At 51.8% G+C, this 25493-nt stretch carries 24 protein-coding genes; 16 read left to right on the top strand and 8 right to left on the bottom strand.

What is annotated here, in order from left to right:
* Positions 1–21: 21 nt before the first annotated feature.
* The 3 genes from ACM5Q9_RS07420 to ACM5Q9_RS07410 all read left to right on the top strand — a co-directional run bounded on the left by ACM5Q9_RS07420 (position 22) and on the right by ACM5Q9_RS07410 (position 3732).
* A complete protein-coding gene (locus tag ACM5Q9_RS07420; RefSeq protein ID WP_418144092.1) occupies positions 22–2196 on the top strand; it encodes a malate synthase G in 2175 nt (724 codons plus the stop codon).
* 172 nt (positions 2197–2368) lie between these two features.
* On the top strand, positions 2369–2947 hold the full coding sequence (locus ACM5Q9_RS07415; RefSeq protein WP_418144091.1) for a PepSY domain-containing protein: 579 nt from the start codon (positions 2369–2371) through the stop codon (positions 2945–2947).
* A 2-nt stretch (positions 2948–2949) separates the two neighbouring features.
* Positions 2950–3732, top strand: coding sequence for a phosphodiester glycosidase family protein (locus ACM5Q9_RS07410; RefSeq protein ID WP_418144090.1), 783 nt, complete (start codon positions 2950–2952; stop codon positions 3730–3732).
* Here the strand turns inward: ACM5Q9_RS07410 and ACM5Q9_RS07405 are convergent.
* From ACM5Q9_RS07405 to ACM5Q9_RS07395, 3 genes are all read right to left on the bottom strand, one after another.
* Positions 3703–4638 carry a pseudouridine synthase gene (locus ACM5Q9_RS07405; protein ID WP_418144089.1) on the bottom strand — a complete coding sequence of 312 codons (936 nt, stop codon included), beginning with the start codon at positions 4636–4638 and terminating at the stop codon, positions 3703–3705. The two genes, ACM5Q9_RS07410 and ACM5Q9_RS07405, sit on opposite strands and share 30 nt — an antisense overlap.
* 174 nt (positions 4639–4812) lie before the next feature.
* Positions 4813–6198 (bottom strand): Re/Si-specific NAD(P)(+) transhydrogenase subunit beta, encoded by a 1386-nt coding sequence (gene pntB / locus ACM5Q9_RS07400; RefSeq protein WP_418144088.1) that lies wholly within the window; start codon positions 6196–6198, stop codon positions 4813–4815.
* 1 nt (position 6199) lies between these two features.
* Positions 6200–7744: a Re/Si-specific NAD(P)(+) transhydrogenase subunit alpha gene (locus ACM5Q9_RS07395; protein WP_418144087.1), complete on the bottom strand. Its 1545-nt coding sequence runs from the start codon at positions 7742–7744 to the stop codon at positions 6200–6202.
* A gap of 221 nt (positions 7745–7965) precedes the next feature.
* Between ACM5Q9_RS07395 and ACM5Q9_RS07390 the strand changes: the two genes are divergently transcribed.
* The 8 genes from ACM5Q9_RS07390 to ACM5Q9_RS07355 all read left to right on the top strand — a co-directional run bounded on the left by ACM5Q9_RS07390 (position 7966) and on the right by ACM5Q9_RS07355 (position 15777).
* Positions 7966–9189 carry an MFS transporter gene (locus ACM5Q9_RS07390; protein ID WP_418144086.1) on the top strand — a complete coding sequence of 408 codons (1224 nt, stop codon included), beginning with the start codon at positions 7966–7968 and terminating at the stop codon, positions 9187–9189.
* 88 nt (positions 9190–9277) lie between these two features.
* Positions 9278–10261, top strand: coding sequence for an ABC transporter ATP-binding protein (locus ACM5Q9_RS07385; protein ID WP_418144167.1), 984 nt, complete (start codon positions 9278–9280; stop codon positions 10259–10261).
* Between the two features lies 1 nt (position 10262).
* The gene (locus ACM5Q9_RS07380) at positions 10263–11195 is read left to right on the top strand and encodes an ABC transporter permease (protein WP_418144085.1); all 933 of its coding nucleotides are present in this window, start codon (positions 10263–10265) and stop codon (positions 11193–11195) included.
* The gene (locus ACM5Q9_RS07375; protein ID WP_418144084.1) at positions 11192–12130 is read left to right on the top strand and encodes an ABC transporter permease; all 939 of its coding nucleotides are present in this window, start codon (positions 11192–11194) and stop codon (positions 12128–12130) included. Before ACM5Q9_RS07380 ends, ACM5Q9_RS07375 begins: the two co-directional genes overlap by 4 nt.
* Positions 12131–12132: 2 nt before the next feature.
* Complete coding sequence (locus ACM5Q9_RS07370; RefSeq protein WP_418144083.1) at positions 12133–13137, top strand: ABC transporter ATP-binding protein; 1005 nt, start codon at positions 12133–12135, stop codon at positions 13135–13137.
* Between the two features lie 40 nt (positions 13138–13177).
* A complete protein-coding gene (locus ACM5Q9_RS07365) occupies positions 13178–14755 on the top strand; it encodes a peptide ABC transporter substrate-binding protein (protein WP_418144082.1) in 1578 nt (525 codons plus the stop codon).
* 15 nt (positions 14756–14770) lie between these two features.
* Positions 14771–15259, top strand: coding sequence for a GNAT family N-acetyltransferase (locus ACM5Q9_RS07360; protein ID WP_418144081.1), 489 nt, complete (start codon positions 14771–14773; stop codon positions 15257–15259).
* Positions 15260–15420: 161 nt separating this feature from the next.
* Positions 15421–15777 (top strand): glycine zipper 2TM domain-containing protein, encoded by a 357-nt coding sequence (locus ACM5Q9_RS07355; RefSeq protein ID WP_418144080.1) that lies wholly within the window; start codon positions 15421–15423, stop codon positions 15775–15777.
* Between the two features lie 121 nt (positions 15778–15898).
* Here the strand turns inward: ACM5Q9_RS07355 and ACM5Q9_RS07350 are convergent, their stop codons facing one another.
* Both ACM5Q9_RS07350 and ACM5Q9_RS07345 read right to left on the bottom strand, forming a co-directional pair.
* The gene (locus tag ACM5Q9_RS07350; protein ID WP_418144079.1) at positions 15899–16105 is read right to left on the bottom strand and encodes a heavy-metal-associated domain-containing protein; all 207 of its coding nucleotides are present in this window, start codon (positions 16103–16105) and stop codon (positions 15899–15901) included.
* A 69-nt stretch (positions 16106–16174) separates the two neighbouring features.
* Positions 16175–16912, bottom strand: coding sequence for a metallophosphoesterase family protein (locus ACM5Q9_RS07345; protein WP_418144078.1), 738 nt, complete (start codon positions 16910–16912; stop codon positions 16175–16177).
* A 609-nt stretch (positions 16913–17521) separates the two neighbouring features.
* Here ACM5Q9_RS07345 and ACM5Q9_RS07340 point away from each other — a divergent pair.
* The 3 genes from ACM5Q9_RS07340 to ACM5Q9_RS07330 all read left to right on the top strand — a co-directional run bounded on the left by ACM5Q9_RS07340 (position 17522) and on the right by ACM5Q9_RS07330 (position 20771).
* Complete coding sequence (locus tag ACM5Q9_RS07340) at positions 17522–18487, top strand: ABC transporter substrate-binding protein (RefSeq protein ID WP_418144166.1); 966 nt, start codon at positions 17522–17524, stop codon at positions 18485–18487.
* Positions 18488–18588: 101 nt separating this feature from the next.
* Positions 18589–19446 carry an ABC transporter permease gene (locus ACM5Q9_RS07335; protein ID WP_418144077.1) on the top strand — a complete coding sequence of 286 codons (858 nt, stop codon included), beginning with the start codon at positions 18589–18591 and terminating at the stop codon, positions 19444–19446.
* On the top strand, positions 19443–20771 hold the full coding sequence (locus ACM5Q9_RS07330; RefSeq protein ID WP_418144076.1) for a quaternary amine ABC transporter ATP-binding protein: 1329 nt from the start codon (positions 19443–19445) through the stop codon (positions 20769–20771). Before ACM5Q9_RS07335 ends, ACM5Q9_RS07330 begins: the two co-directional genes overlap by 4 nt.
* A gap of 153 nt (positions 20772–20924) precedes the next feature.
* Here the strand turns inward: ACM5Q9_RS07330 and ACM5Q9_RS07325 are convergent, their stop codons facing one another.
* Both ACM5Q9_RS07325 and ACM5Q9_RS07320 read right to left on the bottom strand, forming a co-directional pair.
* Positions 20925–21686: an ABC transporter permease gene (locus tag ACM5Q9_RS07325; RefSeq protein ID WP_418144075.1), complete on the bottom strand. Its 762-nt coding sequence runs from the start codon at positions 21684–21686 to the stop codon at positions 20925–20927.
* A complete protein-coding gene (locus ACM5Q9_RS07320) occupies positions 21683–22627 on the bottom strand; it encodes an ABC transporter ATP-binding protein (RefSeq protein WP_418144074.1) in 945 nt (314 codons plus the stop codon). Before ACM5Q9_RS07320 ends, ACM5Q9_RS07325 begins: the two co-directional genes overlap by 4 nt.
* A 121-nt stretch (positions 22628–22748) precedes the next feature.
* Here ACM5Q9_RS07320 and ACM5Q9_RS07315 point away from each other — a divergent pair, with 121 nt between their 5' ends.
* Together ACM5Q9_RS07315 and ACM5Q9_RS07310 are read left to right on the top strand one after the other, a co-directional pair.
* The gene (locus ACM5Q9_RS07315) at positions 22749–23393 is read left to right on the top strand and encodes a class I SAM-dependent methyltransferase (protein ID WP_418144073.1); all 645 of its coding nucleotides are present in this window, start codon (positions 22749–22751) and stop codon (positions 23391–23393) included.
* 11 nt (positions 23394–23404) lie between these two features.
* Positions 23405–24259, top strand: a complete 855-nt coding sequence (locus ACM5Q9_RS07310) for an NAD(P)H-hydrate dehydratase (RefSeq protein ID WP_418144072.1) — start codon at positions 23405–23407, stop codon at positions 24257–24259.
* 193 nt (positions 24260–24452) lie between these two features.
* Here the strand turns inward: ACM5Q9_RS07310 and ACM5Q9_RS07305 are convergent, their stop codons facing one another.
* Positions 24453–25439, bottom strand: coding sequence for a diaminopimelate dehydrogenase (locus ACM5Q9_RS07305; RefSeq protein ID WP_418144071.1), 987 nt, complete (start codon positions 25437–25439; stop codon positions 24453–24455).
* Positions 25440–25493 lie beyond the last annotated feature (54 nt).

The following is a 25493-nucleotide window of genomic DNA, read 5'->3' as shown; positions in this document are numbered from 1 at the left end:
ATCATAATGATGGAGCCAAACATGACCAACCGAATCCAATGCCACCGTTTGCAAGTTGCCACGGTACTTAAAGATTTCATTGATACCCGTGCACTGCCCGGAACCGGTGTCGACCCCGATGCCTTCTGGAAAGGCTTTGATGCCCTGATTCACGACCTTGCCCCTGAAAACAAGGCATTGCTTGCCGAGCGCGACCGCATTCAGGCCGAGTTCGACAACTGGTACCGCAAAAACCCCGGCCCCATCAAAAACATGGCTGCCTACAAGGCATTTTTAAAAGAAATCGGCTACCTGAAAGACGTACCAGCCGATTTCAAGGTCAGCACCGCCAATATTGATTACGAGTTTTCCGATCAGGGCGGCCCGCAACTGGTAGTACCCATCACCAATATCCGCTATGCCCTGAATGCCGCCAACGCACGCTGGGGCAGCCTGTACGATGCCCTGTACGGCACCGATGCGATTGGCGAAGAAAACGGCGCCAGCCGCGAAGGCGGCTACAATCCGGTGCGCGGAGAAAAGGTCATTGCCTATGGCCGCGACTTCCTGGACCAAAGCATTCCTTTGCTCAAAGGCTCGCACAAAGAAGTTACGCAGTATAGTGTGCAAAACGGTACCTTTACCGCCACCCTTAAAGACGCCAGCCAAACCGGCCTGGCCAGCCCAGAATGCTTCCTGGGTCACCGTGGCGATGCTGCCAATCCTGAAGCCATCGTTCTCAGGCATAACGGCCTGCACTTTGAAATCCAGATAGACCGCAACCACCCGATTGGCCAACAAGACCCGGCCGGTGTCAAAGACCTGCTGCTTGAAGCGGCCTTGAGTTCCATTATCGACTGTGAAGATTCTATCGCCGCGGTAGATGCCGAAGACAAAGTACTGGCCTACAGTAACTGGCTGGGCTTAATGGACGGCAGCGCAAGCGAGTCCATTACTAAAAACGGCAAAACCTTTACCCGTAGCCTGAATCCTGATCGCACCTTCACCAACCCAGCGGGCCAAATCCAATCACTGCCCGGCCGCTCCATGATGCTCATCCGCAATGTGGGCCACCTCATGACCAATCCGGCCATCCTGGATCAAAACGGCAACGAAGTGCCCGAAGGCATGATGGATGCCGTCATTACCAGCCTGATCGCCATTCACGACCTTAAACGCAAGGAAGGCGGCAACTCACGCACCGGCTCCATTTATATCGTGAAACCCAAAATGCACGGCCCCAGCGAAGTCGCTTTCGCCAACAAACTGTTCAACCGTACCGAACAACTGCTGGGCCTGGCCCCCAACACCATCAAAATGGGGGTCATGGACGAAGAACGCCGTACCAGTGTCAACCTGAAAGCCTGCGTTTACGAAGCCCGGGAGCGCATCGCCTTCATCAATACCGGTTTCCTTGACCGTACCGGTGACGAAATCCATACTTCCATGGAAGCCGGCCCCATGATCCGCAAGGGCGACATCAAAAAAACCGCCTGGATTGACGCCTACGAGCGCAACAACGTGCAAACCGGCCTGGCCTGCGGCCTGGTTGGCAAGGCACAAATCGGCAAAGGCATGTGGGCCATGCCCGATTTAATGGCGGCCATGATCGAACAGAAAATCGGTCACCTGAAAGCCGGTGCCAATACCGCCTGGGTACCCTCACCCACGGCCGCCACCCTGCATGCCCTGCATTATCATCAAGTCAACGTGAAAGAAGTCCAGAAAAGCCTGGAAGGCGATACTTCCGACTACCTGGACAACATCCTGACCATTCCGGTAGCGGAAAACACCAACTGGAGCGACGCCGAGAAACAGGAAGAGCTCGACAACAATGCCCAGGGTATCCTGGGTTATGTGGTACGTTGGGTTGACCAGGGAATTGGTTGCTCCAAAGTACCTGATATCCACGATATCGGCCTGATGGAAGACCGTGCCACCCTGCGAATTTCCAGCCAGCACATTGCCAACTGGCTGCGCCATGGCATTGTGAGCGAAGAGCAGGTCCGTAACACCCTTGAGCGCATGGCCGCCGTGGTTGACCAGCAAAATGAAGGCGATCCGGCCTACCGGCCGATGGTCGGCAACTTTGATCACTCTCCTGCATTCAGGGCCGCCAGCGACCTGATCTTCAAGGGGCTGACCCAACCTAACGGTTATACCGAGCCTCTTTTACATCACTGGCGCCAGGTAGCCAAGGCACAATACGGCCAATAATCCCACGGTCAATATAGTTTTCAGGGAACATAGCGTATTTTAACGGCTTAACCGTTAAAATACGCGCCCTTGCTTGCCTTATGTTTTTGAATGGTAGTAAACTCAATCGCTAAGGATCATCATAATTACACAAGGCTGAAAGGTATAAGGATTAACCCGGCGCAATTTCCGCATGGAACTCCAAACCAGACATACCACGTTACGCAAGACGACGATGGAAAAGGTCAATTCAGAAACTGAAATGCAAACCCCGAACACCCCCCATTCAGGGCAAGAAAAAAACACCACTAATAGCATACGCCGTGGCTGGCTTTTTTATATAGCCCTACTCCTCATCCCGGTTTTCACCATTCTGGCCTGTAACGCCATTTCAAATTTCTACAATACACATATCGATACTTGGGCCTACCACGAGCGGTTTTATGTCGAAATACAAAGCCAGGATCCGATTCCCTCTCAAATTCTCTACGAAGAAGCCCGCAAATACCTTCCCGCCAATGCCATTCTGGTCAGTGCAAAAATTAACCAGTCCCCCAATCGCAGCGCCCATTTCAAATTCAAGGTAAACGGGCTTTACAACCAAAGCATCTTCCTGAACCCCTATACCGGCGAAGTGCTTGGCGTACTGGGTGACCATCAATCCAATCTCCGGTTCTGGATTGGCACCATCATGTACTGGTTGGCCCTGCTGGCAACATGCTGGCTAGCCTTATGGAGCGCCATCAAGATAGACCGTTACCGATATTCCTGACTATGCATCACTTGTTACTGTCCCGTTTCGTGCTAGCGCTGGGGATCCTCCTGTCCACCAACGTGCATGCCAAAGAGCAGGTCAGCCCATGCATACAGTACGAAACGGCAGACCAGAACCGGGTTCATATTGCCAGGGTCGACCTTCACTGCCCTAGCATCAAAATCATCGGTACCCCCATCAAGCAGTCCAATCAAACCACGTCAAATTTTGCCTTTCCCAACAAAACTACCGTTGCCATCAACGGTGCTTTTTTTGACGAGAACAACAAGCCACAAGGCTTGAATGTCAGCAACGGTATCCGCTGGCCCAACAGCTACGACACGACTCACCATGCCTTCCTGGCCTGCACCACCAACAATCACTGTTTTATAGAGGCCCCCAATCGCAAAACTGCCCATAACCCTGCGTGGCATACCGTCATCTCGGGTTGGCAAACGCTTAAAAACGGCAGTTATATCTGCCCGCGCGGCAGCCAGAGAATCTGCCATTCAAACGCACGTGGCCAACACCCGCGCACAGCAGTCGGCCTAAGTGACAACAATCGCTATTTATATCTGGTGGTAGTAGAAGGCCGCAAAACCGACTTTCAGGGATATACCCTGAACCAGCTGGCCCGCCTGTTTAAAAAAATGGGAGTAAACAATGCCCTGAACCTGGATGGCGGCGGCAGTAGCACCATGGTGGTCAATCGCACCCGTGTCAACGAACTGCCCTCGCGCCAGTTTTTTCTGGAACGCAATGTCGCCAATCACCTAGGCATTATCGACACGACTACGCGCTAGCCCGCACATTTCAAGCTCACGCCGGCTTTCAAAAAAACGTTCCTGTCCTGTCACCGGATCGGTAAAACCAATCGAACGGGCCAGCAGTTGCAGGGGTTTGTCAAAGCGGTCCTCTTCACGGGCAGGTAACAAGGCAGGATAAAATTCATCGTTGCAAATAGAGATTCCCAGGCCATTCATATGTACCCGCAATTGGTGTTTTTTGCCGGTTAACGGCTCTAGCAAATAATGGCCCAGCTGCCCTTTATGGGTCAACAGGCTGATCCGGGTACGGCTGTTAGGCAAGCCGTCGGATTCTTCCATGGTGAAATACTGCGCACTTTTACGGATATGGCTCTCGCGTATCAAAGGAAATACAAGGCTGGCCTTGTAGGGAGCGACCGCCTCATAGGTTTTGTGTACTTCACGGGTCTGGAACAAAGTCTGGTAGGCACCCCGGTGATGCTTGCTGGCACAGAAAAGCAGCAAGCCGGCAGTATCCCGGTCAAGGCGGTGAATCGGACTGAGCTCGAAATTATTCAACTGTTTACGCAGGCGAATCAGGGCGGTTTCCTGCAAGTAACGCCCACCCGGTATGCTGGCCAGAAAATGCGGCTTATCGGCCACCACCAGATATTCATCCTGGTACAGCACCTCTACGTCAAAAGGCACATTCACTTCGGCAGGCACTTCACGGTAATACCATAGCCAGCTGTCGGCAATGAACGGACTGTCCAGCCGCATGGGCACCCCTGTGGCATCCACCATATCCCCGCGCGCCAGGCGTTCCTGCAAAACAGCAGGTGGCATGTGCGGAAATTTCACCAGCAAAAAACTAAGCAAATCGGGCCATTGCTGCTCGCGTGGCAAATACAGGCGGCTGGGGACAATGCCGTCACGCACGGGCAAGGGAAAAGACTGGGACATGAAAAACAGGGCAAACCGTAAAAAAAATGATTATAGCCCTGATAATATTGGCAAGGGGAGCGCTTTAGCACTGGTAATTATTAAGGCTTGCTGCCACCATCACCATAAAGTCACCATAACGGGGGCTGGCAAGCCTGGTCCTTGATCCTGCAATTGCCTGCAGGATCAAGGCTATTACAAGGCACGCAAAATAGACTCTACCGTGCCTTTCGCATCACCAAAGCACATAAAGCTGTTTTCCTTGAAGAACAAGGGATTTTGCACCCCGGCATAACCCGTGCTCATGGAACGCTTGAACACGATGACCTGCTGCGCTTTCCAGACCTCAAGAACCGGCATGCCCGCAATCGGGCTGGACGGATCTTCACTGGCAGCCGGGTTGACGGTATCATTGGCGCCAATTACCAGCACCACATCGGTATCGGCAAAGTCCTCGTTGATTTCGTCCATTTCAAGCACGATATCATAAGGAACCTTGGCTTCAGCCAACAGCACGTTCATGTGTCCGGGCAAGCGACCTGCCACCGGATGAATACCGAAACGCACATTAATGCCTTTATTGCGCAACTGCTGGGTAATTTCAGCAACTGGATACTGGGCCTGGGCCACAGCCATGCCATAACCCGGAGTGATGATGACCGAACTGGCATTTTTCAGTACTTCGGCCACTTCTTCGGGCACCATTTCACGATACTCACCCATTTCCTCCTCGCCACTGCTGGCCACCGCATCATTGCCAAAACCGCCGGCAATGACCGAAATGAAAGAGCGGTTCATGGCCTTGCACATGATGTAGGAAAGAATCGCCCCCGACGAACCCACCAGCGCCCCGGTCACAATAAGCAGGTCATTGGAGAGCATGAAACCAGCAGCGGCAGCGGCCCAACCCGAATAGGAATTGAGCATGGATACCACTACGGGCATATCGGCACCCCCAATCGAGGCCACCAGATGCCAGCCAAACGCCAGGGCAATCAGGGTCATGAGGATAAGGGCAAACGTTGAGCCGCCTGCGGCAATGAAGTACCACATCAGCAGGAATGACACCAGCAAGGCCAGGGCATTCAGCTTGTGACGGTGTGGCAGCATGAGTGCCTTGGAACTGATGGAACCCCGCAGTTTGCCAAATGCCACAATGGAGCCGGTAAACGTAACCGCACCAATAAACACCCCCAGGAACACTTCACCCAAGTGGATATTCTGCATGGCGGTTGATACCGTACCGTGGCTGTCTGCCGTGATGTAGCTGTTGTAACCCACAAAAACCGCTGCCAGGCCCACAAAGCAATGCAGCATGGCGATCAGCTCGGGCATTTGCGTCATTTCAACTTTTTGGGCCAGGCGCATCCCGATGGCGCCACCAATGACCATGGCAATGATAATCCACACCAGGCCTTCCACGTTCTGGCTGAAAATAGTGGCCAGCAGTGCAATGGCCATCCCGGCAATCCCAAAAGTATTGCCATTGCGGGCGGTTTCCTGTTTTGACAAACCTGCCAGACTGGCAATAAACAATAATGCGGCAATAATATAAGCCGCCATGACCAAACCTTGAGACATCTTACTCCCCTTTGTCTTTTCTGAACATTTTCAGCATGCGCTGCGTAACCAGGAAACCACCGGCAATATTGATGCTGGCAATGAGAATGGCAATGAATGCCAGCACACTGACCAAGCCGTTGCCATGCCCGATTTGCAGCAAGGCACCCACGACAATTATGCCGGAGATCGCATTGGTAACCGACATGAGAGGTGTATGAAGGGAGTGGCTTACGTTCCAGACCACGTAGTAACCCACCACGCAAGCCAAAACAAAGACCGTAAAGTGAGACAGGAACTCAGGGGGCGAATAGGCCCCTGCCAGGCCAAACAGCACTACCAGCACGGCCAGGACCCCCAGCTTGAAGCGGGTAGATTTCGGCTCGGCCTTTTTAACCGCAGCAACCGGCTTGGCAGCCGTAGCGGTGGGCGCGGCCGACACACTGATGGCCGGGGGCGGAAAAGTAACTTCTCCTTGGGTAATCACGCTCATGTTGCGCAACACCACATCTTCCTGGTTAATATCAATCTGGCCGTCTTTTTCCTTGCACAGCAATTTGCTTAAATTAACCAGATTGGTGGCGTACAGCTGTGAAGACTGGGCAGGCAGGCGACCGGGCAAATCGGTATAACCAACTACCTTGACACCATTGTCGGTCACAAAGACTTCGCCCGCACGGGTATATTCGCAGTTACCCCCCGCAGCAGCGGCCATATCCACAATCACCGAACCCGGTTTCATGCTGTCCACCATTTCACGGGTAATCAGCTTGGGCGCGGGTTTGCCTGGAATCAGTGCGGTAGTAATGATGATATCCACTTCCCTGGCCTGCTCGGCAAACAGGGCCATTTCAGCACGGATGAACTCTTCTGACATGGTTTTGGCGTAGCCATCAGAAGATGATCCGTTCTCACCGCTAAAATCCAGCTTCAGGAACTGGCCACCCATTGATTCGATTTGCTCGGCCACTTCAAGGCGGGTATCAAAAGCACGCACAATGGCCCCCAGCGAACCGGCTGTGCCAATGGCTGCCAAACCTGCCACCCCGGCACCAATTACCAGAACCTTGGCAGGTGGTACCTTGCCAGCGGCCGTGATCTGGCCGGTAAAGAAACGGCCAAACTGGTGCGCCGCTTCAATCACGGCACGATAACCGCCAATATTGGCCATGGAAGACAGGGCATCCAGGGACTGGGCGCGTGAAATGCGCGGCACCATATCCATGGCCAGCACATTGATCTTGTTGCCCGCCAGCTTTTGGACCAATTCAGGATTTTGCGCCGGCCAGATAAAACTGACCAGCGTGCTGCCTTCCTTGAGCAAGGCAATTTCTTCATCAGTAGGCGCGTTGACCTTGTAAACCAAGTCTGATTGCCATACTTCTTGTCGTGTGCCTGTTTGTGCTCCTGCCTTGATAAAAGCCGGATCATCAAAACTGGCCAGCTGGCCAGCCGAATGTTCGACCAGCACGTCAAATCCCAGCTTTCGCAACTGTTCAACCGTTGCTGGCGTTGCCGCCACCCTGGTTTCCCCCTGCATGCTTTCTTTGGGTATACCTATACGCACAACCTACCTCCTTTAAACAAAAATTTAAAAATCCAATCTCATTATTTTTTAGCCATTTTCCGGCACAATTTTTTTAACGTACCATACTCATATGAATGGTGTATAGACAAAAACAAAAAAAATACAGTTTGTTTTTCATTAACCCTGTCATCAATAGATTGCTACAATACCCAGCTTGCAGTCGACCCCATCCCTTCTTTGCTCTCTTCGCGACACTCCTCATGACGCCCGCCCCCACAAAAACGCATAAACGTGACCTGATCTGGTTTCCAGTGGCACTGGTTCTTTTTGAATTTGCGGTTTACATCGGCAACGACCTGGTCCAACCGGCCATGCTGACCATTACCCATGAATTCAAGGTGGATGACAGCTGGGTCGCCTCTTCAATGTCGCTATATATTCTGGGTGGTGCAATCCTCATGTGGCTGATCGGCCCGCTGTCAGACCGGTACGGCCGACGCCGGGTCATGCTGGCCGGAACCCTGTATTACGCCATCACCAATATCCTGATCCTGTTCAGTGTCAATATTGAAAGCTTCATGCTCATGCGCCTGCTGCAGGGCGTGTCACACTGTTTTATCGGCGCGGTAGGTTACGTCAGTATCCAGGAAGCCTTTCGGGAAAGCACGGCCATTAAAGTCATGGCACTGATGGCCAATATTGCGCTTATCGCTCCCCTGTTGGGCCCCCTGGCCGGTGCCGCCCTGATCAGCTACGTGTCGTGGCATTGGGGATTCATCCTGATTGCCGGCATTACCTGCCTGAGCCTGATCGGCCTGTTCCGCCACATGCCGGAAACGGTCGACCTTGACGCCCCAAAGGAATCGATCAGTACGGTACTGGCACACTATAAAACCATCTTGCGGAATCAAAAATTCATGCAACTGGCGCTTTTCAGCCCGATTATCGGCCTGCCCATGCTGGTCTGGATTGGGCTGTCTCCGGTTTTTCTGGTGAAGGATCTGGGGCTGGATAACCTGGGCTATGCCAAATCACAGATTCCCATTTTTGCCTGCCTGATCCTGGGCAATCTGGCCCTGGCCCGCATCTCAGGCAAAGTCCCGCTTGGCCAAACCGTCTACCATGCGCTACCGCTGGTTTTCCTGGGCGGACTTAGCCTGTTGCTGGCCGGCCTGGTGCCAGCCTTTACCTTAACCGGCCTGATTCTGGGAATGAGCCTGCTGTCTTTTGCCCAAGGGCTCAGTTTTGCCGTCCTTTACCGGCTGACCCTGCTCTCCTCTCAGGCACCCAAAGGTGTGGTTGCCGGTGCCATGAGCCTGATCATGATGTTCATGTCCGCCCTCAGCGTCGAGGCGTTCAAATGGCTCTATGTAAGTGCCCATTTACCCTGGCTTTGCTTTGCCTGCGCTGCACTTGCGGGCCTCTATGCCTTGCTGACCCGCCCGGTCATGCGCCTGGCCATGCAAAAAAACGATCCGGCCTAACCCTTACACCCGCGCCAGACCGTGGTTTAAGCCGACATTACTGTTAAAATCGTCCCAACAAGACTTTTTTCATTCCATTGTCATGGCCATCCATAAGAACAATAACCTGCCGCTGGTTTCAGTACGGGCGCTGAAAAAACATTTTCCCCTCGACAAACGTCAAAGCGTCAAGGCCCTGAATGGTGTTTCGTTTGAGATCCATCAAGGAGAAACCTTCGGCCTGGTTGGTGAATCCGGCTGCGGCAAATCCACAGTCGGGCGCACCATCATGGGCCTGTACCAGCCAACCGCGGGCCAAGTCCACATCAATGGCAAAGACATCCACCAGGCCAGCCCGCAAGAACATAAAACCAGGCAACGCCAGATCCAGATGATTTTCCAGGATCCTTACGCCTCGCTCAATCCGCGCGCCACCATTTTTGAAATCATTGCCGAACCACTGGAAATTCATCAGGTTCATCAAGACAAACATGCCCTGCGCCAGCACGTTTACAGGCTGCTCGAAGAAGTAGGACTAAGTCCAGCCCATGCGCACCGTTACCCGCACGAGTTCTCGGGCGGGCAGCGCCAGCGGGTCGGCATAGCCCGTGCGCTGGCCCTTGAACCGGAAATCATCATTGCCGATGAGCCAATTTCAGCGCTGGATGTTTCCATCCAGGCCCAGATCGTGCTGCTTTTGCAACGTTTGCAACAGGAAAAAGGGCTCACCTACCTGTTCATTGCCCATGATCTGGCCATGGTGAAATATTTGTCAGACCGGGTAGGCGTCATGTACCTGGGCCAGCTGGCCGAACTAGCCAGCAGCGACGAACTGTATGCCAACCCCTTGCACCCTTATACACAGGCATTGCTATCGGCGATTCCGGTGCCCGACCCCGATCTGGAAAAAAAACGGCAGCGTATTTTGCTAAAGGGCGAATTGCCCAGTGCAATCAATCCCCCTTCCGGCTGCGTGTTTCATACCCGCTGCCCGCAGGCACAGGACATTTGCCGGCAACAGGCCCCTGCCTGGAAAGAGCACACGCCTGGTCACTTTGCCGCCTGCCACCTTATTCCAGAAGAAAATCGCTAATATGAAAAGCTACGTCCTCAAACGATTCCTGCTCATGATCGGCACGATCTTCACGATCGCCTCGCTCACCTTTATCCTGATGCACCTGATCCCGGGCTCGCCCTTCGAGCAGGACCGACAAACCAGCGCCGCCGTGCAAGAGAACCTGCGGACTTTCCATCAACTGGACCAGCCCCTGTACATTCAGTACTTCAATTACCTGAAATCGATCGCCACCTTCAACTTCGGGCCATCCATTTCCAACCCGGACACCACCGTCAATGAACTCATTGGCCGCGGCTTTCCGGTGTCATTCGAGCTGGGGATGTGGGCGATTGGCATGGCCCTGGTTTCAGGCCTGGTGTTAGGCGTCATGGCCGCACTGCATCATAATGGCCTGATTGACCATCTGTGCATGGGCATCGCCGTACTGGGCATTTCCATCCCCAACTTCGTCCTGTCAACCCTGCTGATACAGGAATTTGCCGTCAACCTGGGCTGGTTTCCGGCCGCCACCTGGCGTACACCCATGCATATGGTGCTGCCGGTGGCCGCGCTGGCCACCGCCCCCATGGCCATTATTGCCCGGCTGATTCGTTCCAGCATGCTTGAAACACTTACCCAAGACTACATCAAAATGGCCCGTGCCAAAGGCCTGTCTCCCATGCGCGTCATTATCCGGCATGCCTTGCGTAATGCCCTGATGCCGGTAGTGACCCTACTGGGCACCCTGATGGCATCCATCCTGACCGGCACTTTCGTGATTGAAAAGATTTTTGCCATTCCGGGCATGGGTCGCTACTTCATCGACTCCATCAGCACTCGCGACTACCCTGTGATTATGGGCACCACCGTCTTTTACAGTACGATTCTGGTTTTCATGCTGTTTCTGGTAGACATGGCCTATTGCCTGCTAGACCCGCGCATCCGCCTTGGCCAGAAGGAGCAATCATGAACCAGCACGAACCAGAAGACTTTCCTATCGAATGGCTGCAGCCAGCCATCAGGCAGGCTGATGATATCCACGCCATGATTGAACGCCCCTATGTTTCCTACTGGCAGGATGCCTGGCAACGCCTGATGCGCAATAAGCTGGCCATGCTAGGGCTGGTATTTTTGCTGGCCCTGGTCGGCATGGCGATTTTTGCCCCCCTGCTGTCCCCGTATTCGGCCACCGCCCAGGACCTGCGAAGCCAGAACCTGCCCCCTTCGGCCTTGCACTGGTTTGGTACCGATGACTTGGGCCGCGATGTATTTACGCGGACCTGGCAAGGTGCCCGGATCTCGCTGTTTGTCGGATTCATGGCGGCCCTGATCGACTTTGCCATTGGCGTGGCTTACGGTGGGTACAGCGGCCTGAAAGGCGGCAAAACCGATACCGTGATGATGCGCGTGGTTGAAATCCTGTATGGCCTGCCTTATTTGCTCATGGTCATATTGTTGATGGTGGTCATGAAGCCCAGCCTGCTAACCATTATAATTGCCCTTACCATCACCGGCTGGATCAGCATGGCACGCATTGTTCGCGGACAGGTGCTGCAACTTAAAAACCTTGAGTTTGTCACCGCCTCACGCACCTTCGGCGCCAGTACTGCTCGTATCATCCGCAAAAACCTGCTACCCAACACCATGGGCCCCATTATCGTACAAATGACACTCACCGTACCCAGCGCGATTTTTGCCGAGGCGTTCCTGAGCTTCCTGGGACTAGGCATACAAGCCCCCCATGCCAGCTGGGGGGTGATGACCAATGATGCCTTGCCGGTTATTTTATCGGGTGACTGGTGGCAATTGTTTTTCCCGGCCCTCTTCATTTCCCTGACCATGTTTGCCTTCAATGTACTAGGCGATGGCCTGCAAGATGCCCTGGATCCAAAACTGAAGAAATAGCGATGAATACACCTCCCTTGCTTGAAATTCGACATCTTTCCATCCAGTTTCGTACCCATGGCGGACATGTACATGCCGTACGTGACCTGTCGCTTGCCGTGCGTCCCGGTGAAACCCTGGCCATTGTGGGTGAGTCGGGCTGCGGCAAATCGGTAACCTGCCATACCATCATGGGCCTGTTACCCCGGCAAACCGCCAAAATCAGCCAGGGTGAAATTCTGTTCAAGGGACAAAACCTGCTGGATCTGGATGAAAAAGCCATGCGCCAGTTGCAGGGCAACCGGATTGCGATGATTTTCCAGGACCCGATGACAGCCCTGAACCCCACCCTGACGATCGGCGAGCAATTGACCGAAGGCGTCATCAAACATCAACACCTGTCTGCTGAAGCCGCGAAGCAAAAAGCCGTCCAAATGCTTTCCCTGGTTGGCATCGCCAATCCACAGGAACGGCTAGGCCAGTATCCGCACCAGTTGTCAGGCGGCATGCGCCAACGCGTGGTCATTGCGATTGCCTTGATGTGCGAACCGGAACTGCTGATTGCCGATGAACCCACCACCGCACTGGACGTCACCATACAGGCACAAATCCTGGAATTATTCAGCCATATCCAGGCAGCCACCGGCATTTCCATCATCCTGATTACCCATGACCTGGGCGTCGTGGCAAAAATCGCCAACCAGGTGGCTGTCATGTATGCAGGTCAATGCGTGGAATCGGGTTCCCAGCGGGATATTTTCTATAATCCCCAGCACCCCTACACCCAAGGCCTGTTGCAATCCATCCCCAGACTGGACATGGAGCGCGAAAGCCTGCGTCCGATTCCGGGCCAGCCACCCGATCTTTTTTCACCACCCCCGGCCTGCGGTTTTTACCAACGATGTCCCAAAGCCCTGGTTATTTGCAACAAAGTGCCCCCCAAACTGTCTACAATCAGTCACACTCAGCAAAGCCTGTGCTGGTTGCAAGACTTGCGCACCCGTAGTAATTTATCCGCCTGCCTATAAAACAGGCAATCACGCAACTGCTTACCGAAGGATATTCTTCATGAAACAAAAACTGTTGGCTGCCTGTCTTGTAACCGTTTTGGCGACCACCCTGTCTGGCCCCGCTTTGGCTGAAAAAGTGCTGCGCCTGAACAATACCGAAGAACCCACCTCACTGCATCCGGCCGCCGGTTTCAACCTGATTTCCTGGGAACCCCTCAACAACCTGGTGGAAGGTTTGGTCCGCCTGGATGAGCAGCATCTTGCTGCCCCCGCCACCGCTGAAAGCTGGCAAATTTCCCCTGATGGAAAAACGTATACCTTCACCCTGCGTGACAATGCCAAGTGGTCCAATGGCGACCCCTTAACGGCCCATGACTTCGTATATGGCTGGACACACATGCTGGCCCCGGAAACGGCATCGCCAGCCGCTTTCCTGGCTTACCCGATTGCCGGTGCCAAAGCCTTCAACGAGGGCAAAAACCAGGAACTGGGCATCAAGGCCCTGAATGACCGGACACTCGAAGTCACCCTGGAGGCGCCCAATGTTTCATTCCTTAATGTCATTACCAATCCCAATTTTGCACCGCTCAACCAGAAAGTGGCCAAGGCCAACCCTAAATGGCATGCCGAAGCCAAAACCTATGTGGGTAACGGGCCTTTCCTGTTAAAAGATTGGGAACATGCACAAAGCATGCGTTTTGAAAAAAACCCGCATTATTGGGATGCCGGCAGCGTAAAGATTGATGCCGTAGACTTTGCCATGGTCAATGACCCGAATACCTCATACCAGATGTATCGCACCGGCGAACTTGACATGACCCCCTCGCCCCTGCCCTCTGCCCTGTATGACAAAGTCAAGGACAACAAAGACTTCAGGAACGTGCCGCAGGCGGGTGGTTATTTTTTCAGGTTCAATACCAAAATGCCTCCTTTCCAGAATGCGGATATCCGCAAGGCATTTGCCTTGGCCATCAACCAGGATGACATTGTGAAATATGTCACCAAACAGGGACGCCAGGCTTCTTACGGTTTTGTAGCACCGGGCTTTACCGGCCCCAATGGCAAAGATTTCCGTGAGGAAAACGGCAATCTGCTGGCCACCAACCCCGAAGCGGCCAAACAACACCTTGCCAAAGGCATGGCCGATGAAAAATACAGCACCCTGCCCCCTGTGACGCTTAGCTATATTAACAATCCCAGCGACCGGAAAATTGCCGAAGCCATGCAAAACATGTACCGGGAAATCCTGGGCGTGGAGATCCAGCTGCAAAGTATCGAAAGCAAGGTTTTTTATGCCAAGCAGCGCGGGCTTGAACTGCAATTCTCGCGCAGCTCTTTCGTGAATGATTATGCCGATCCTTACAACTCGCTGGAAAGCTTCCTGAGCAACTCGTCCATGAACCGGACCGGTTGGACTAACCCCGAATACGACAGTCTGGTTAACCAGGCCAATACCGAACCGGATGCCCAAAAACGCTGGGACCTGCTGTTGCAGGCTGAAAAAATCCTGTTTGACGATATGCCCATTTTTCCACTTTTTTTCTATAATCAAATCTATCTGCAAAAAGAAAATATCAGTGGCATACTGCGTCACCCTGTTGGCTATATCGATTTGAAATACACCCAGATTAAATAAAAGTAAGGAACCATCATGATCGACCTCATTATTGCCGATTTGGAAAACCCGGTTCACGCTGCGGCAATATTAACTGTCTTGAATGATTACGCTTCCGATCCCACCGGCGGTGGACAGGAATTATCAGCCCATGTACAGAAAAACCTGATTGCCTCTTTGAAAAAACGTAGCAACATCTACACGATTCTGGCTTTCCGCCAGCAGCAACCTGCCGGGATCGCCTTATGCATTGAAGGCTTTTCCACCTTTGCCTGCAAACCTTTGCTAAATATCCATGATTTTGCCGTATTAAGGGCCTACCGTGGCCAGGGCATTGGCAAACTCATGCTTGGCCGGGTCAGGCAACTGGCCAAAAACCTGGGCTGTTGCAAGATTACCCTTGAAGTCCTCGAAGGTAATACCGTCGCACGCAAGCTATATACGGATGAAGGTTTCCTCGACAACGCGCTTAACCCCTCTATGGGCAAGACACTGTTCATGCAATTTCCCATGGAAACGGAATAAACCCCTCATCGGCAACTTCCTGGTTCCGCTTGTTTTTTCAATTGGTTTCCAAAAGGCATAATAGCCAACTCTGGAAACATATTTTGCTCACAATAACAACCTGTTGTCCTTGCATTTGAGATGATCAACCTGACATAGTTTTACATCGCAAGGAGTTGATGATGAACCTCAAAATCCAAAGCCGCATTATCCTGATTGGCATGTTTAGCCTGGCCATTACCGGATGTGCGGGCTATGACCGTTATGGCAACAATCGTAACCAACAAACGACCGCCACCATTGGTGGTGCTGCATTGGGTGGATTGGCAGGTGCTGCCGTCTCCGAAGGAGACCCTTTGGTCACCGTGGGTGGTGCGGCCCTTGGTGGCCTGATAGGCAACCAGCTTTACCGCGATGATGACCGATCCTATCGCCGTAGCAGCGATCGTGATGACAGGTACTACCGGAGCAATTACAATGACAACCGCCGTTACAGAGATGATCGCCGTTACAGGGATGATCGCCGTTATTGGGATTAACGGCCCCGCTTACCTATCAATAAAGGCCACATAAAACGGCCTATGACAGACCAACGCCCCGCCCCTGGATAACTTTCCAGTGACGGGACGTTGGCATATTGCCATGACGGGTTATTGGTTCTTAAACCACGTCATAGCCTTCCTCTTCAATGGCTTCCGTGATTTGCGCCGCAGTCACCTGCCCGTTGGTGCTGACTTTCACCTTTTTTTCCTCAAGGCTGACCTCGACAGACTCTACACCGCTTATTTGCGCTATGGCTTTCTTGACATGCGCAACACAGTTGCCACAAGTCATGCCATCCACATTAAATTCCAGTTCTTTTTCCATAATCACTTCCTTTTGCTTGAACAAAGTTGAACCTATACGCGTATCTTAAACCTTCCCATGACGGTAAAGTCAATACAGTCTGGCTACACGGTTTTCATGCAGCCCATCCATTTTGCCAGGCAATATTATGCGGCCATCCAGTGCCGTCACCCCCCGATAGCCAACTGAATAGGTCCGGAACCCCATACGAGGGTAATGAGCGCTGTAATCATAATTATCATGATGATGGCCATGAAAAAGGCTATGTACGCCCAAGTGACTGGCCAGCTCATCCAGCACCTGAAAGCCGAAACGATTGCATGAGGGTGCTTCATGGGTCACCAGCACATCCGCTTTTTCCTTTTTCAAGGCCTCGTATTCAGACGGAAAAATGGTGCTGCGGTGCCGTAAATTGACGCCATTTCGCCATCTTGCCCGAAAGCCGCCCCCGGCAATAAACTCATCAGGTGAATAAAAATTCCAGGCCGCTTGGGCCGGATCCCAGATTTTCCCGCGAAAAACACCCCCCAGGCCGGCAATCCGCACACCCGCCACCTCACAAACCCGGCCGCTTAAATTCCGGTGTTTCAGTTCGGAAAGAAACAGGTTATCGTATTGCTCTTCGACATCGGTATCGTGATTACCATGAATCCACCAGACTTCGGTCAGATTGATAATATCCGCCAATTGCTCATGAAACGGATACGGTGTCTGTATATCTCCCAGAAACACAATGGCCTGCGGCCTGATTTGCCTGACAATAGCAGCGCAATGATCAAACCCGCCATGGGTATCGCCAAAGAAAAGAATTTTATTGTCTGCTTCCATAAGAATTTTTTGGGCGTATATTGGTTGAGAAGACCATGAACAGGGCTCTTCCCGTCCTCCTGACCCTAATCATAGCTTAATTTGGCATTTTGTTAACACCAATCCTGATACAGATGGCCAGACACAATCCGGCCACCCACCTCCCTGTACAGCCATCAATGGACCGGTTTATGTAAGCTACCTGAAAAGAACCGGCAAATTTCATAAAACCAAAAAAAATTTTCTCGTTTGAGAAATTGATCGTATATTTATTCAAAAAAAACCGACAAACAAAAAAGATTTAAATATAAAATAATTTTTTTTATTTATATGTAAAGCAAATAGAAAATATGGAAACATTTGATAAATATGATTATTTTAGTTATACTAACGGCCTTAATACAAATTTACAGATTCAAATTGTGTTCTTCATGTAATAAAACATGATATAACCTGTCAATGGGTAAATTTATTTCACCCTTCAATTAATGTTGGTATGTATCGACGGCAACGCCGTTTTCCGCACACCCTCTTTGGCAAGCACAGTTATTACTTAGTAACCTGCGACACTTAAGGAGGCTTAGCGCCATGCGTAAACCTAATCAACTCATCTCAGCAGCCATTTTTTCCATGGCTACCCTGGGCCTGACCCAATCGGCCCAAGCAGCTGACACCCCTCAATGTGAAATTAACCGCCCCATCAATATTGGTGGCATGAATTGGGAATCCAATCTTATCCTGGCTGACATCGAAAGTTATATCCTGCAAAAAGGCTATGGCTGTAAAACCGACATCCTACCTACTGAAACCCTACCAGCCATTGCCGCCCTTGAACGAGGCAACCTGGATATCAAACCCGAAATATGGCCCAATGCCACATACGCCCCCTGGGCAAAAGCCGTGGCCACAGGCAAAGTCAAGGCTATCGGCAATGTTTTCACCGGGGGTGAAGCCTGGTTCATTCCCAAATACACAGCCGAAAAATACCCTGACCTGAAAACCGCTGCCGACCTGGTCAAATACAAAGACAAATTCAAAGACCCCGAAGATCCTTCCAAAGGGCGTATTTACGGTTGCCCTGCAGGCTGGGGCTGTGAAATCGTTACCAACAACATGCATAAAGCATATGGCCTTGAAGACAGCTTCAATATGTACTCTCCCGGTACTGGTGCAGCGCAAAAAGCAGCCCTTGCCTCTGCCTACAAACGCAAACAGGATATTGTTTTTTACTACTGGTATCCAACTCCCTTGGTAGGCGCCCTTGAACTGGTCAAACTCGAAATGCCTGCCTACGACCAAGAAAAATTCCAATGCCTCACTGCCATTGATTGTGAAAACCCACAACCATCCAGCTACCCACAGGATGAAGTATTCACCGGCATTAACGTGGCTTTCGCCAATGAGGCGCCCAAACTGGCCGAGTTTTTCTCCAAAGTGAATATCCCCTTGCCCATTCTTGATGCCACCCTGGCACGCATGGAAGAAACCGGTGATGATGCACGCGACATTGCAATGTGGTTCCTTAAAAACCATGGCGACATATGGGCACAATGGGTGCCCGAAGACGTGGCAAAACGCGTCCAGTCTTCCCTGTAATTACCGCCTCACAATAAAAAAACAATCATGCCAGGTCTGTTTCCCTCTTACGGGAAACGGGCTGGCAATGGTTGCGTCTTCATCTAAAAAACGGATATTGTATGTTTCCAGAAATCATTTCCTCTCGCGGGGTTCGTGACAGTATTGACGAATTTGTCGATCTCCTGGTCATGAACTATGCCGACACACTCAACCGCATGTCGGAGCCATTCCTCGCCGCACTGGTCTGGCTTGAACAAGTATTACGGGGCGCACCCTGGTGGAGCGTGATTATTGTCACCATGCTCATTGCCTATGGCATGAGCCGCCGCATCGGTTTCAGCCTGGGCATGGGTGCCCTGCTTTTTCTGCTGGGTGCACTGGGTCTATGGGATGCCGGCATGCAAACACTTTCGCTCATGATCATGGCTACCGGGCTCTCCATCATTATTGGCATTCCCTGCGGGATTTTCATGGCCAAATGCGACCGCTTCCGCGCAGTCATGTTACCGCTACTGGACATCATGCAAACCATGCCCAGCTTCGTCTACCTGATCCCGGTTGTCATGCTTTTTGGCCTGGGCAAAATTCCCGCCATTATAGCCACCGTCATTTATGCCGTGCCACCCGTTATCCGCCTTACCGACCTAGGCATTCGCCTAGTTGATCCCGAAGTGCTCGAAGCCTCAAAAGCCTTTGGTGCCTCTGGCAGACAGCAGTTGTTTGGCGTGCAAATACCCCTGGCCCTGCCCAATATCATGGCAGGCATTAACCAGACTACCATGATGGCACTGTCCATGGTGGTCATCGCCTCGATGATTGGTGCCCGTGGACTGGGCTATGAAGTCTTGCTCGGGATTAACCGCCTTGAAGTAGGCCGTGGCTTGCTAGCTGGCATAGGGATCGTCATTCTTGCCGTTCTGTTTGACCGCATCACCCAATCTTACGGAAAACGCAAACAAATCAGGGGCGAGCAATGAGCAAAATAGAAGTCAGGAACATTTACAAAATTTTCGGCAAACAGCCCGAAAAATGGCTGGATGCCGTCAAACAAGGCATGAGCAAAGAAGACCTGCTGGCCAAAAGCCAGCATACCTTGGGTCTTAAAGACATCTCTCTGAACATTGAGGAAGGCAGCATATACGTCATTATGGGGCTTTCCGGCTCGGGAAAATCCACCCTGATCCGGCATTTCAACCGGCTGATTGAACCAACCGCCGGGCAAATCCTGGTCGATGGCACCGATGTCATGCAATTGGGCAAAAAAGAGCTGGAAAAATTCCGCCAAAAAACCATGAGCATGGTGTTTCAGCGTTTTGGCCTGCTCCCTCATAAAACCACGTTGGAAAATGCCGCTTACGGATTGGATATACAGGGCATTGATAAAGCCAAGGCGGAAGAAACAGCCCGCTACTGGCTTGAGCAGGTCGGGCTGGCCGGTTTTGAAAACCAATACCCAAGCCAGCTCTCTGGTGGCATGCAGCAACGGGTTGGTTTGGCCCGTGCACTGGCCACCGATGCCGACATATTGCTGATGGACGAAGCCTTTTCCGCCCTTGACCCGCTGATTCGACGTGAAATGCAAAACCAGCTGCTGGAACTGCAGTCCCGCCTGAACAAAACCATTGTCTTCATTACCCACGACCTTGATGAAGCATTACGCCTGGGTAACCGGATTGCTATTTTAAAAGACGGCGAACTGATTCAGGAAGGTACGCCAGAAGATATCCTGCTCTCACCGAACAATGAATATGTCGAGGCTTTCCTGCAAGATGTCAACCGCAGCAAGATCCTGAATGCCGGACATGCCGTTAATAAAACCCGTTTGGCCCTGACCATGCGTACCCGTCCTACGCTGGCCCTGGAAAGAATGAAGCAGTACGATTACCAGTTTGCACCGGTACTGGATGGCAATCTGATTGCTGGCATCCTGCATTTGAATGACGCCGAGCAGGCAGTCAAAAGCGGGCTGCGCGATATTTCCAGTCTGGTCAAGGATATTATCAGTATTCCGGCCAGTACCGGCCTGGATGAAGTGCTTACCCATATGTTGCAGTCAACCCAGCCGGTTGCCGTGACCAATGAAAATGACGAGTTCATTGGCATAATGTCACGGGCCAAAGTAGTCGAACTGGTGACGACTGATAACCCCAATACAGAGAACGGCAATAACGCTAACAATGGCACTGAAAACCCGGAAAGTGCCGGCAATAGCAATACGGCCAGTGATGCGGAAAAGCCAGGCAAGACACCTGGCAATGCCAATGAAAGCAATCACATTGATGATAACGGTAAAAACACCTGATAATTTATCAAACAGATAACTTGCCCTTACTCGTTACTTGTTCCCATGCTCCTGTGCGTGGGAACAAGCAAAATCATGCAAAACCAAAAAACCCCTTAAGTCATTGAAAAATCAAGCTCTTAAGGGGTTTTAATAAATGGCTGGCAATACAACTTACTGCTTGAGCTTGTAACCGGTCTTAAACAGCCAGGCAATAAATCCCAGGCAAACCAGCAGGAACACCAGAATCATGCCCAGGCTGATATAGTGGTTGACATCAGACACGCCATAAAAGCTCCAGCGAAAACCACTGATCAAATACACCACCGGATTCAGCAAGGCAATTTTCTGCCAAAACGCGGGTAGCATACTGATGGAATAAAAGGCCCCGCCCAGGAAGGTCAATGGGGTAATAACCATCAGCGGAATGATCTGCAGTTTCTCAAAACCTTCTGCCCACAAGCCAATAATAAAACCGAACATGCTGAAAGTAACTGCCGTCAGCAGCAAAAACAGCAGCATCCACAAGGGATGCTGTATTTCATAATCCACAAACAGCCTTGCCGTTAGCAAAATCAAGGCACCGACCATCAGCGACTTGGTCGTAGCCGCCCCCACATACCCCATGACCACTTCCGCAAAAGAAACCGGTGCCGACAAGATTTCGTAAATGGTTCCCGACCAGCGTGGCATGTAAATGCCAAACGAAGCATTCGAAATACTTTCACTCAGCAAGGAAAGCATGACCAGGCCAGGGATAATAAAGGCACCGTAACTGACACCATCCACCTGCCCCATGCGCGAACCGATGGCTGCGCCAAACACCACAAAATACAGGGAAGTAGACAATACCGGTGAAGCAATGCTTTGCGTCAGGGTCCGGAAAGCCCTGGCCATTTCAAACAGGTAAATCGCTTTGATGGCATGCCAATTCATGACGGCTCCTTGACCAGATTGACGAAAATTTCCTCCAGTGAACTTTCCCTTGACTCCAAATCGGAAAATTCAAGCTGCAATTGATCCAGCCGCTTCAGGAAAGCCGCAATACCGCCGGATTCCCCCTGCTCCTGCTGGGTATCATAGGTATAAATCAATGTTTTTCCCTCATCAGCCAGGTTTAGCTGGAATACCGCCAGCTCTGGCGGAATAAACATCAAAGGCGTTTTCAACAGCACATGCAACTCCTTCTTGCCCAGTTGGCGCATCAGGTTATCTTTTTCTTCCACCAGTACAATTTCACCATGGTTAATCACGGCAATCCGGTCGGCCATATCCTCGGCTTCTTCAATATAATGAGTCGTTAAAATAATGGTAACCCCGTTTTCCCGCAAACCACGCACCATGCGCCACATATCATGGCGCAGTTCCACATCAACCCCGGCGGTAGGTTCATCCAGAAACAAAATCGTAGGCTCGTGTGACAGGGCCTTGGCAATCAGGACCCTCCGTTTCATGCCCCCAGAAAGGCTCAGGATTTTATTATTGCGCTTGTCCCATAAAGACAAATCCCGCAGCACTTTTTCGATATAGGCCGGATTAGCCGGCTTGCCAAACAGCCCGCGACTGAAACTGACTGTGGCCCATACGGTTTCAAAAGCATCGGTATACAGCTCCTGGGGCACCAGGCCAATCTTGGGGCGTATTTTCCTGGCATCCCGTACAATGTCCAGGCCATCAACGGTTACCGTGCCAGCGGTGGCATTAAGCAACCCGGTCACAATACCGATCATGGTGGTTTTACCGGCGCCATTGGGGCCCAGCAAAGCCAGGATTTCTCCGCGCCGGATATCAAGATTGACTCCTTTAAGCGCGCTAAAACCGTTTTTATACGTTTTATCCAGTTCCCTGATGGAAACAATCGTGTCTGCATTCTTCATGCTTTTCCCTAAGTATTAACTTACATGCCAAACCATGGGCTGAATGTCCTGGTTTCCCACCGTCCATGATTGCGCTATGATTATCCCAACTTTTTAACATTCTTTATATTACATAAACACCATGTCATCTGTTCCCGGTACACGCGGTTACGCCGAAAGGCCAGAAAAATTTGTCAAAGACTACGAAAGCGTCACTTTTGAAAAGGTCCACAAGCCAGTGATGCGGTTTTACCCCATCCACCAGAAACTGGCCAGCATTCTGGATATCGGTGCAGGTACCGGCCGTGACGCAGCGGCCCTGGCACAGGCAGGCCATTTTGTGGATGCCGTTGAACCCACCACGGGCATGCGTGAACACGGCCAGCAACTGCACGCCAATGAACAGATCAACTGGATTGACGACAACCTGCCCCATTTGCACAAGGTTACCGCCAGCCACAAAAAATATGACCTGCTACTGCTCACTGCGGTATGGATGCACCTGACCCCCGAGGAAAGGGAAACCGCCATGCACACCTGCACAAACCTGCTGCTGCCCGGTGGCGTCATGTCCCTGTCCCTGCGCCATGGCCCGGTACCGGCCGACCGCCATATGTTTGATATTGCCGACGAGGAAGTTATTGAACTGGGCAAGGCACATGGCCTGCACCTGCTGCATCACAGCGTTCACAAAGGCGACACGCTGGGCCGCAATGAAATTCACTGGAGCTATGTGGTTTTTTCCAGCAGTGAGCCCGCCACTACCCATAATGCCCAAGACATCTGAGACTGCCAATAATGACTGAACTTGCCACCTTTGCCCAACAACATTTCCCTGCATTGTGCCAGCCCAGGCCACAAGACAGCCACAAAGGCAACTTTGGCACCCTGGGCATTCTGGCGGGTGGCAAGAACATGGTGGGGGCCGCCCTGCTGGCCGCCCGGGCCGCCCTTAAACAAGGCACTGGCCGGGTGCATATTGGCTTTACCCAAGATAACCAACCACTAGAAGTTGACCCGGTACAACCCGAGCTGATGCTGAACACGGCGGGCAAGCTGCTGGGTAAGGAAGATATCAGCACCTGGGTAGCCGGTTGCGGCATGGGACTGACACCCCTGGCACAAAATTGCCTTGCTACCCTCTTCAACCGTTATCCCAATACAACTATTGTGCTGGACGCCGATGCCTTGACCTTGCTGTCTGAACACGCGTTTGCCCTTTCCCATGCCAAGGCACCACTGGTATTAACGCCACACCCCAGTGAAGCGGCACGGCTGTTGGGATGCACCACCGCCGATATTCAAAAAGACCGCAAGCTGTCAGCCCAGCAGATTTCCGCCAAATATGCCGCCTGGACCGTCCTAAAAGGCCATCAAACGGTTATCTGTACCCCCAATGGTGAAACCACGGTAAACCATAGCGGCAACCCGGGCCTATCCACTGCAGGCACCGGAGACGTACTGGCCGGCATGATTGGTGCCTGCCTGGCACAGGGCATTGTCACCGAACAGGCCATTGCCGGGGCAGTATGGCTGCATGGTGCCGCTGCCGATTTCCTGGTAACCCAAGGCACTGGCCCTATTGGCATGACGGCTGGCGACGTACTGGAAGCAGCCAGAACGGTTCGCAACCTGATCACCCTGCCATTTTGACCTGCACCCATAGCCAAAAAACCTCTTGTAAAAACCCCGGAATTTTATGAAAAACCTTCTTAACAATAAAAAAACCGCCACCGTAAAAATGAATACGGTGGCGGTTTTCGCTGGATCTGATTAATTTTTGCTGAATCTGATTAATCAAGATCCTCTGCATTAGTATCCACGCTCCTGCGTAGATACAAGGAATTTACAGCAGCTCTTTACGCAAATCGGCAGCACTCTTGGGCGACAGCAAGCCTGGAGGCACGTCAAACGCGGTTTTTGCACCGGTTTGTCCCATCTGGTTCAACTTATAAGCAGCACGGGCATAGGCAACCAATACACTAGAGGTAAATTCAGGATTGCTGTCCAGCGCCAATGAGTACTCCATTACCTGATTGGTGCCAGTACCGGTTTTGCCACTGCGAATCACGAACCCGCCATGCGGCATGGCCGCGTGATCACGCTTAAGTTCTTCTTCGGTAATAAAGGTAACCGTCGTATCGTAATCCGCAAAATAATCGGGCATGGTTACGATAGACTGTTCAACTTCGCTGGCACTGGCACCTTCTGCCAATACCACATAACAATCGCGCTTGTGTTTTTCACGGGTACTTAAAACCGGCATGGTACCACTACGTACCTTTTCCATTGCTTCATCCACCGGAATGGTATATTGCACCCCGGCTTTAACGCCCGGCAAGCGACGGATCGCATCAGAGTGCCCCTGGCTCAAGCCCTTGCCCCAGAAAGTGTAAGTGGCGCCTTCTGGCAAAATGGCTTCGCCCAAAAGGCGGTTAATTGAAAACAGGCCCGGATCCCAGCCAATGGCAATCAGTGAGGTCTTGCCAGCCAGTTCAGCGGAATTATTGACGGCTTCAAAATACTCGGGAATTTTGGCATGGGTATCAAAGCTGTCAACGGTATTGAACAAGGCAGAAAGGGCAGGCCCCTGCTCAGGCAAATCGCTTTTTGAACCACCGCACAATACCAGTACATCTATCTTGTCCTGGAATTGGGCAATATCGTCCAGCTTGTAAACAGGCACGTTTTTATTAACCAATGAAACACCGGCCGGATCACGGCGTGTAAACACACCCACCAATTCCATATCGGGTGTTTTTGCAATGGCAAGTTCCGTACCACGGCCCAAATTGCCATAACCGGCAATACCCACTCTGATTTTCTGACTCATTCAATCGTTCTCCGTTCAAAGACGATAATTTTAACCGCAATCGGACAATCATTT

The sequence above is a fragment of the Advenella sp. RU8 genome (assembly GCF_048381675.1).
Classification (GTDB): Bacteria; Pseudomonadota; Gammaproteobacteria; order Burkholderiales; family Burkholderiaceae_B; genus Advenella.
Note: the sequence above shows the minus strand (reverse complement) of the source record. Positions and strands in the feature narration are given on the sequence as shown.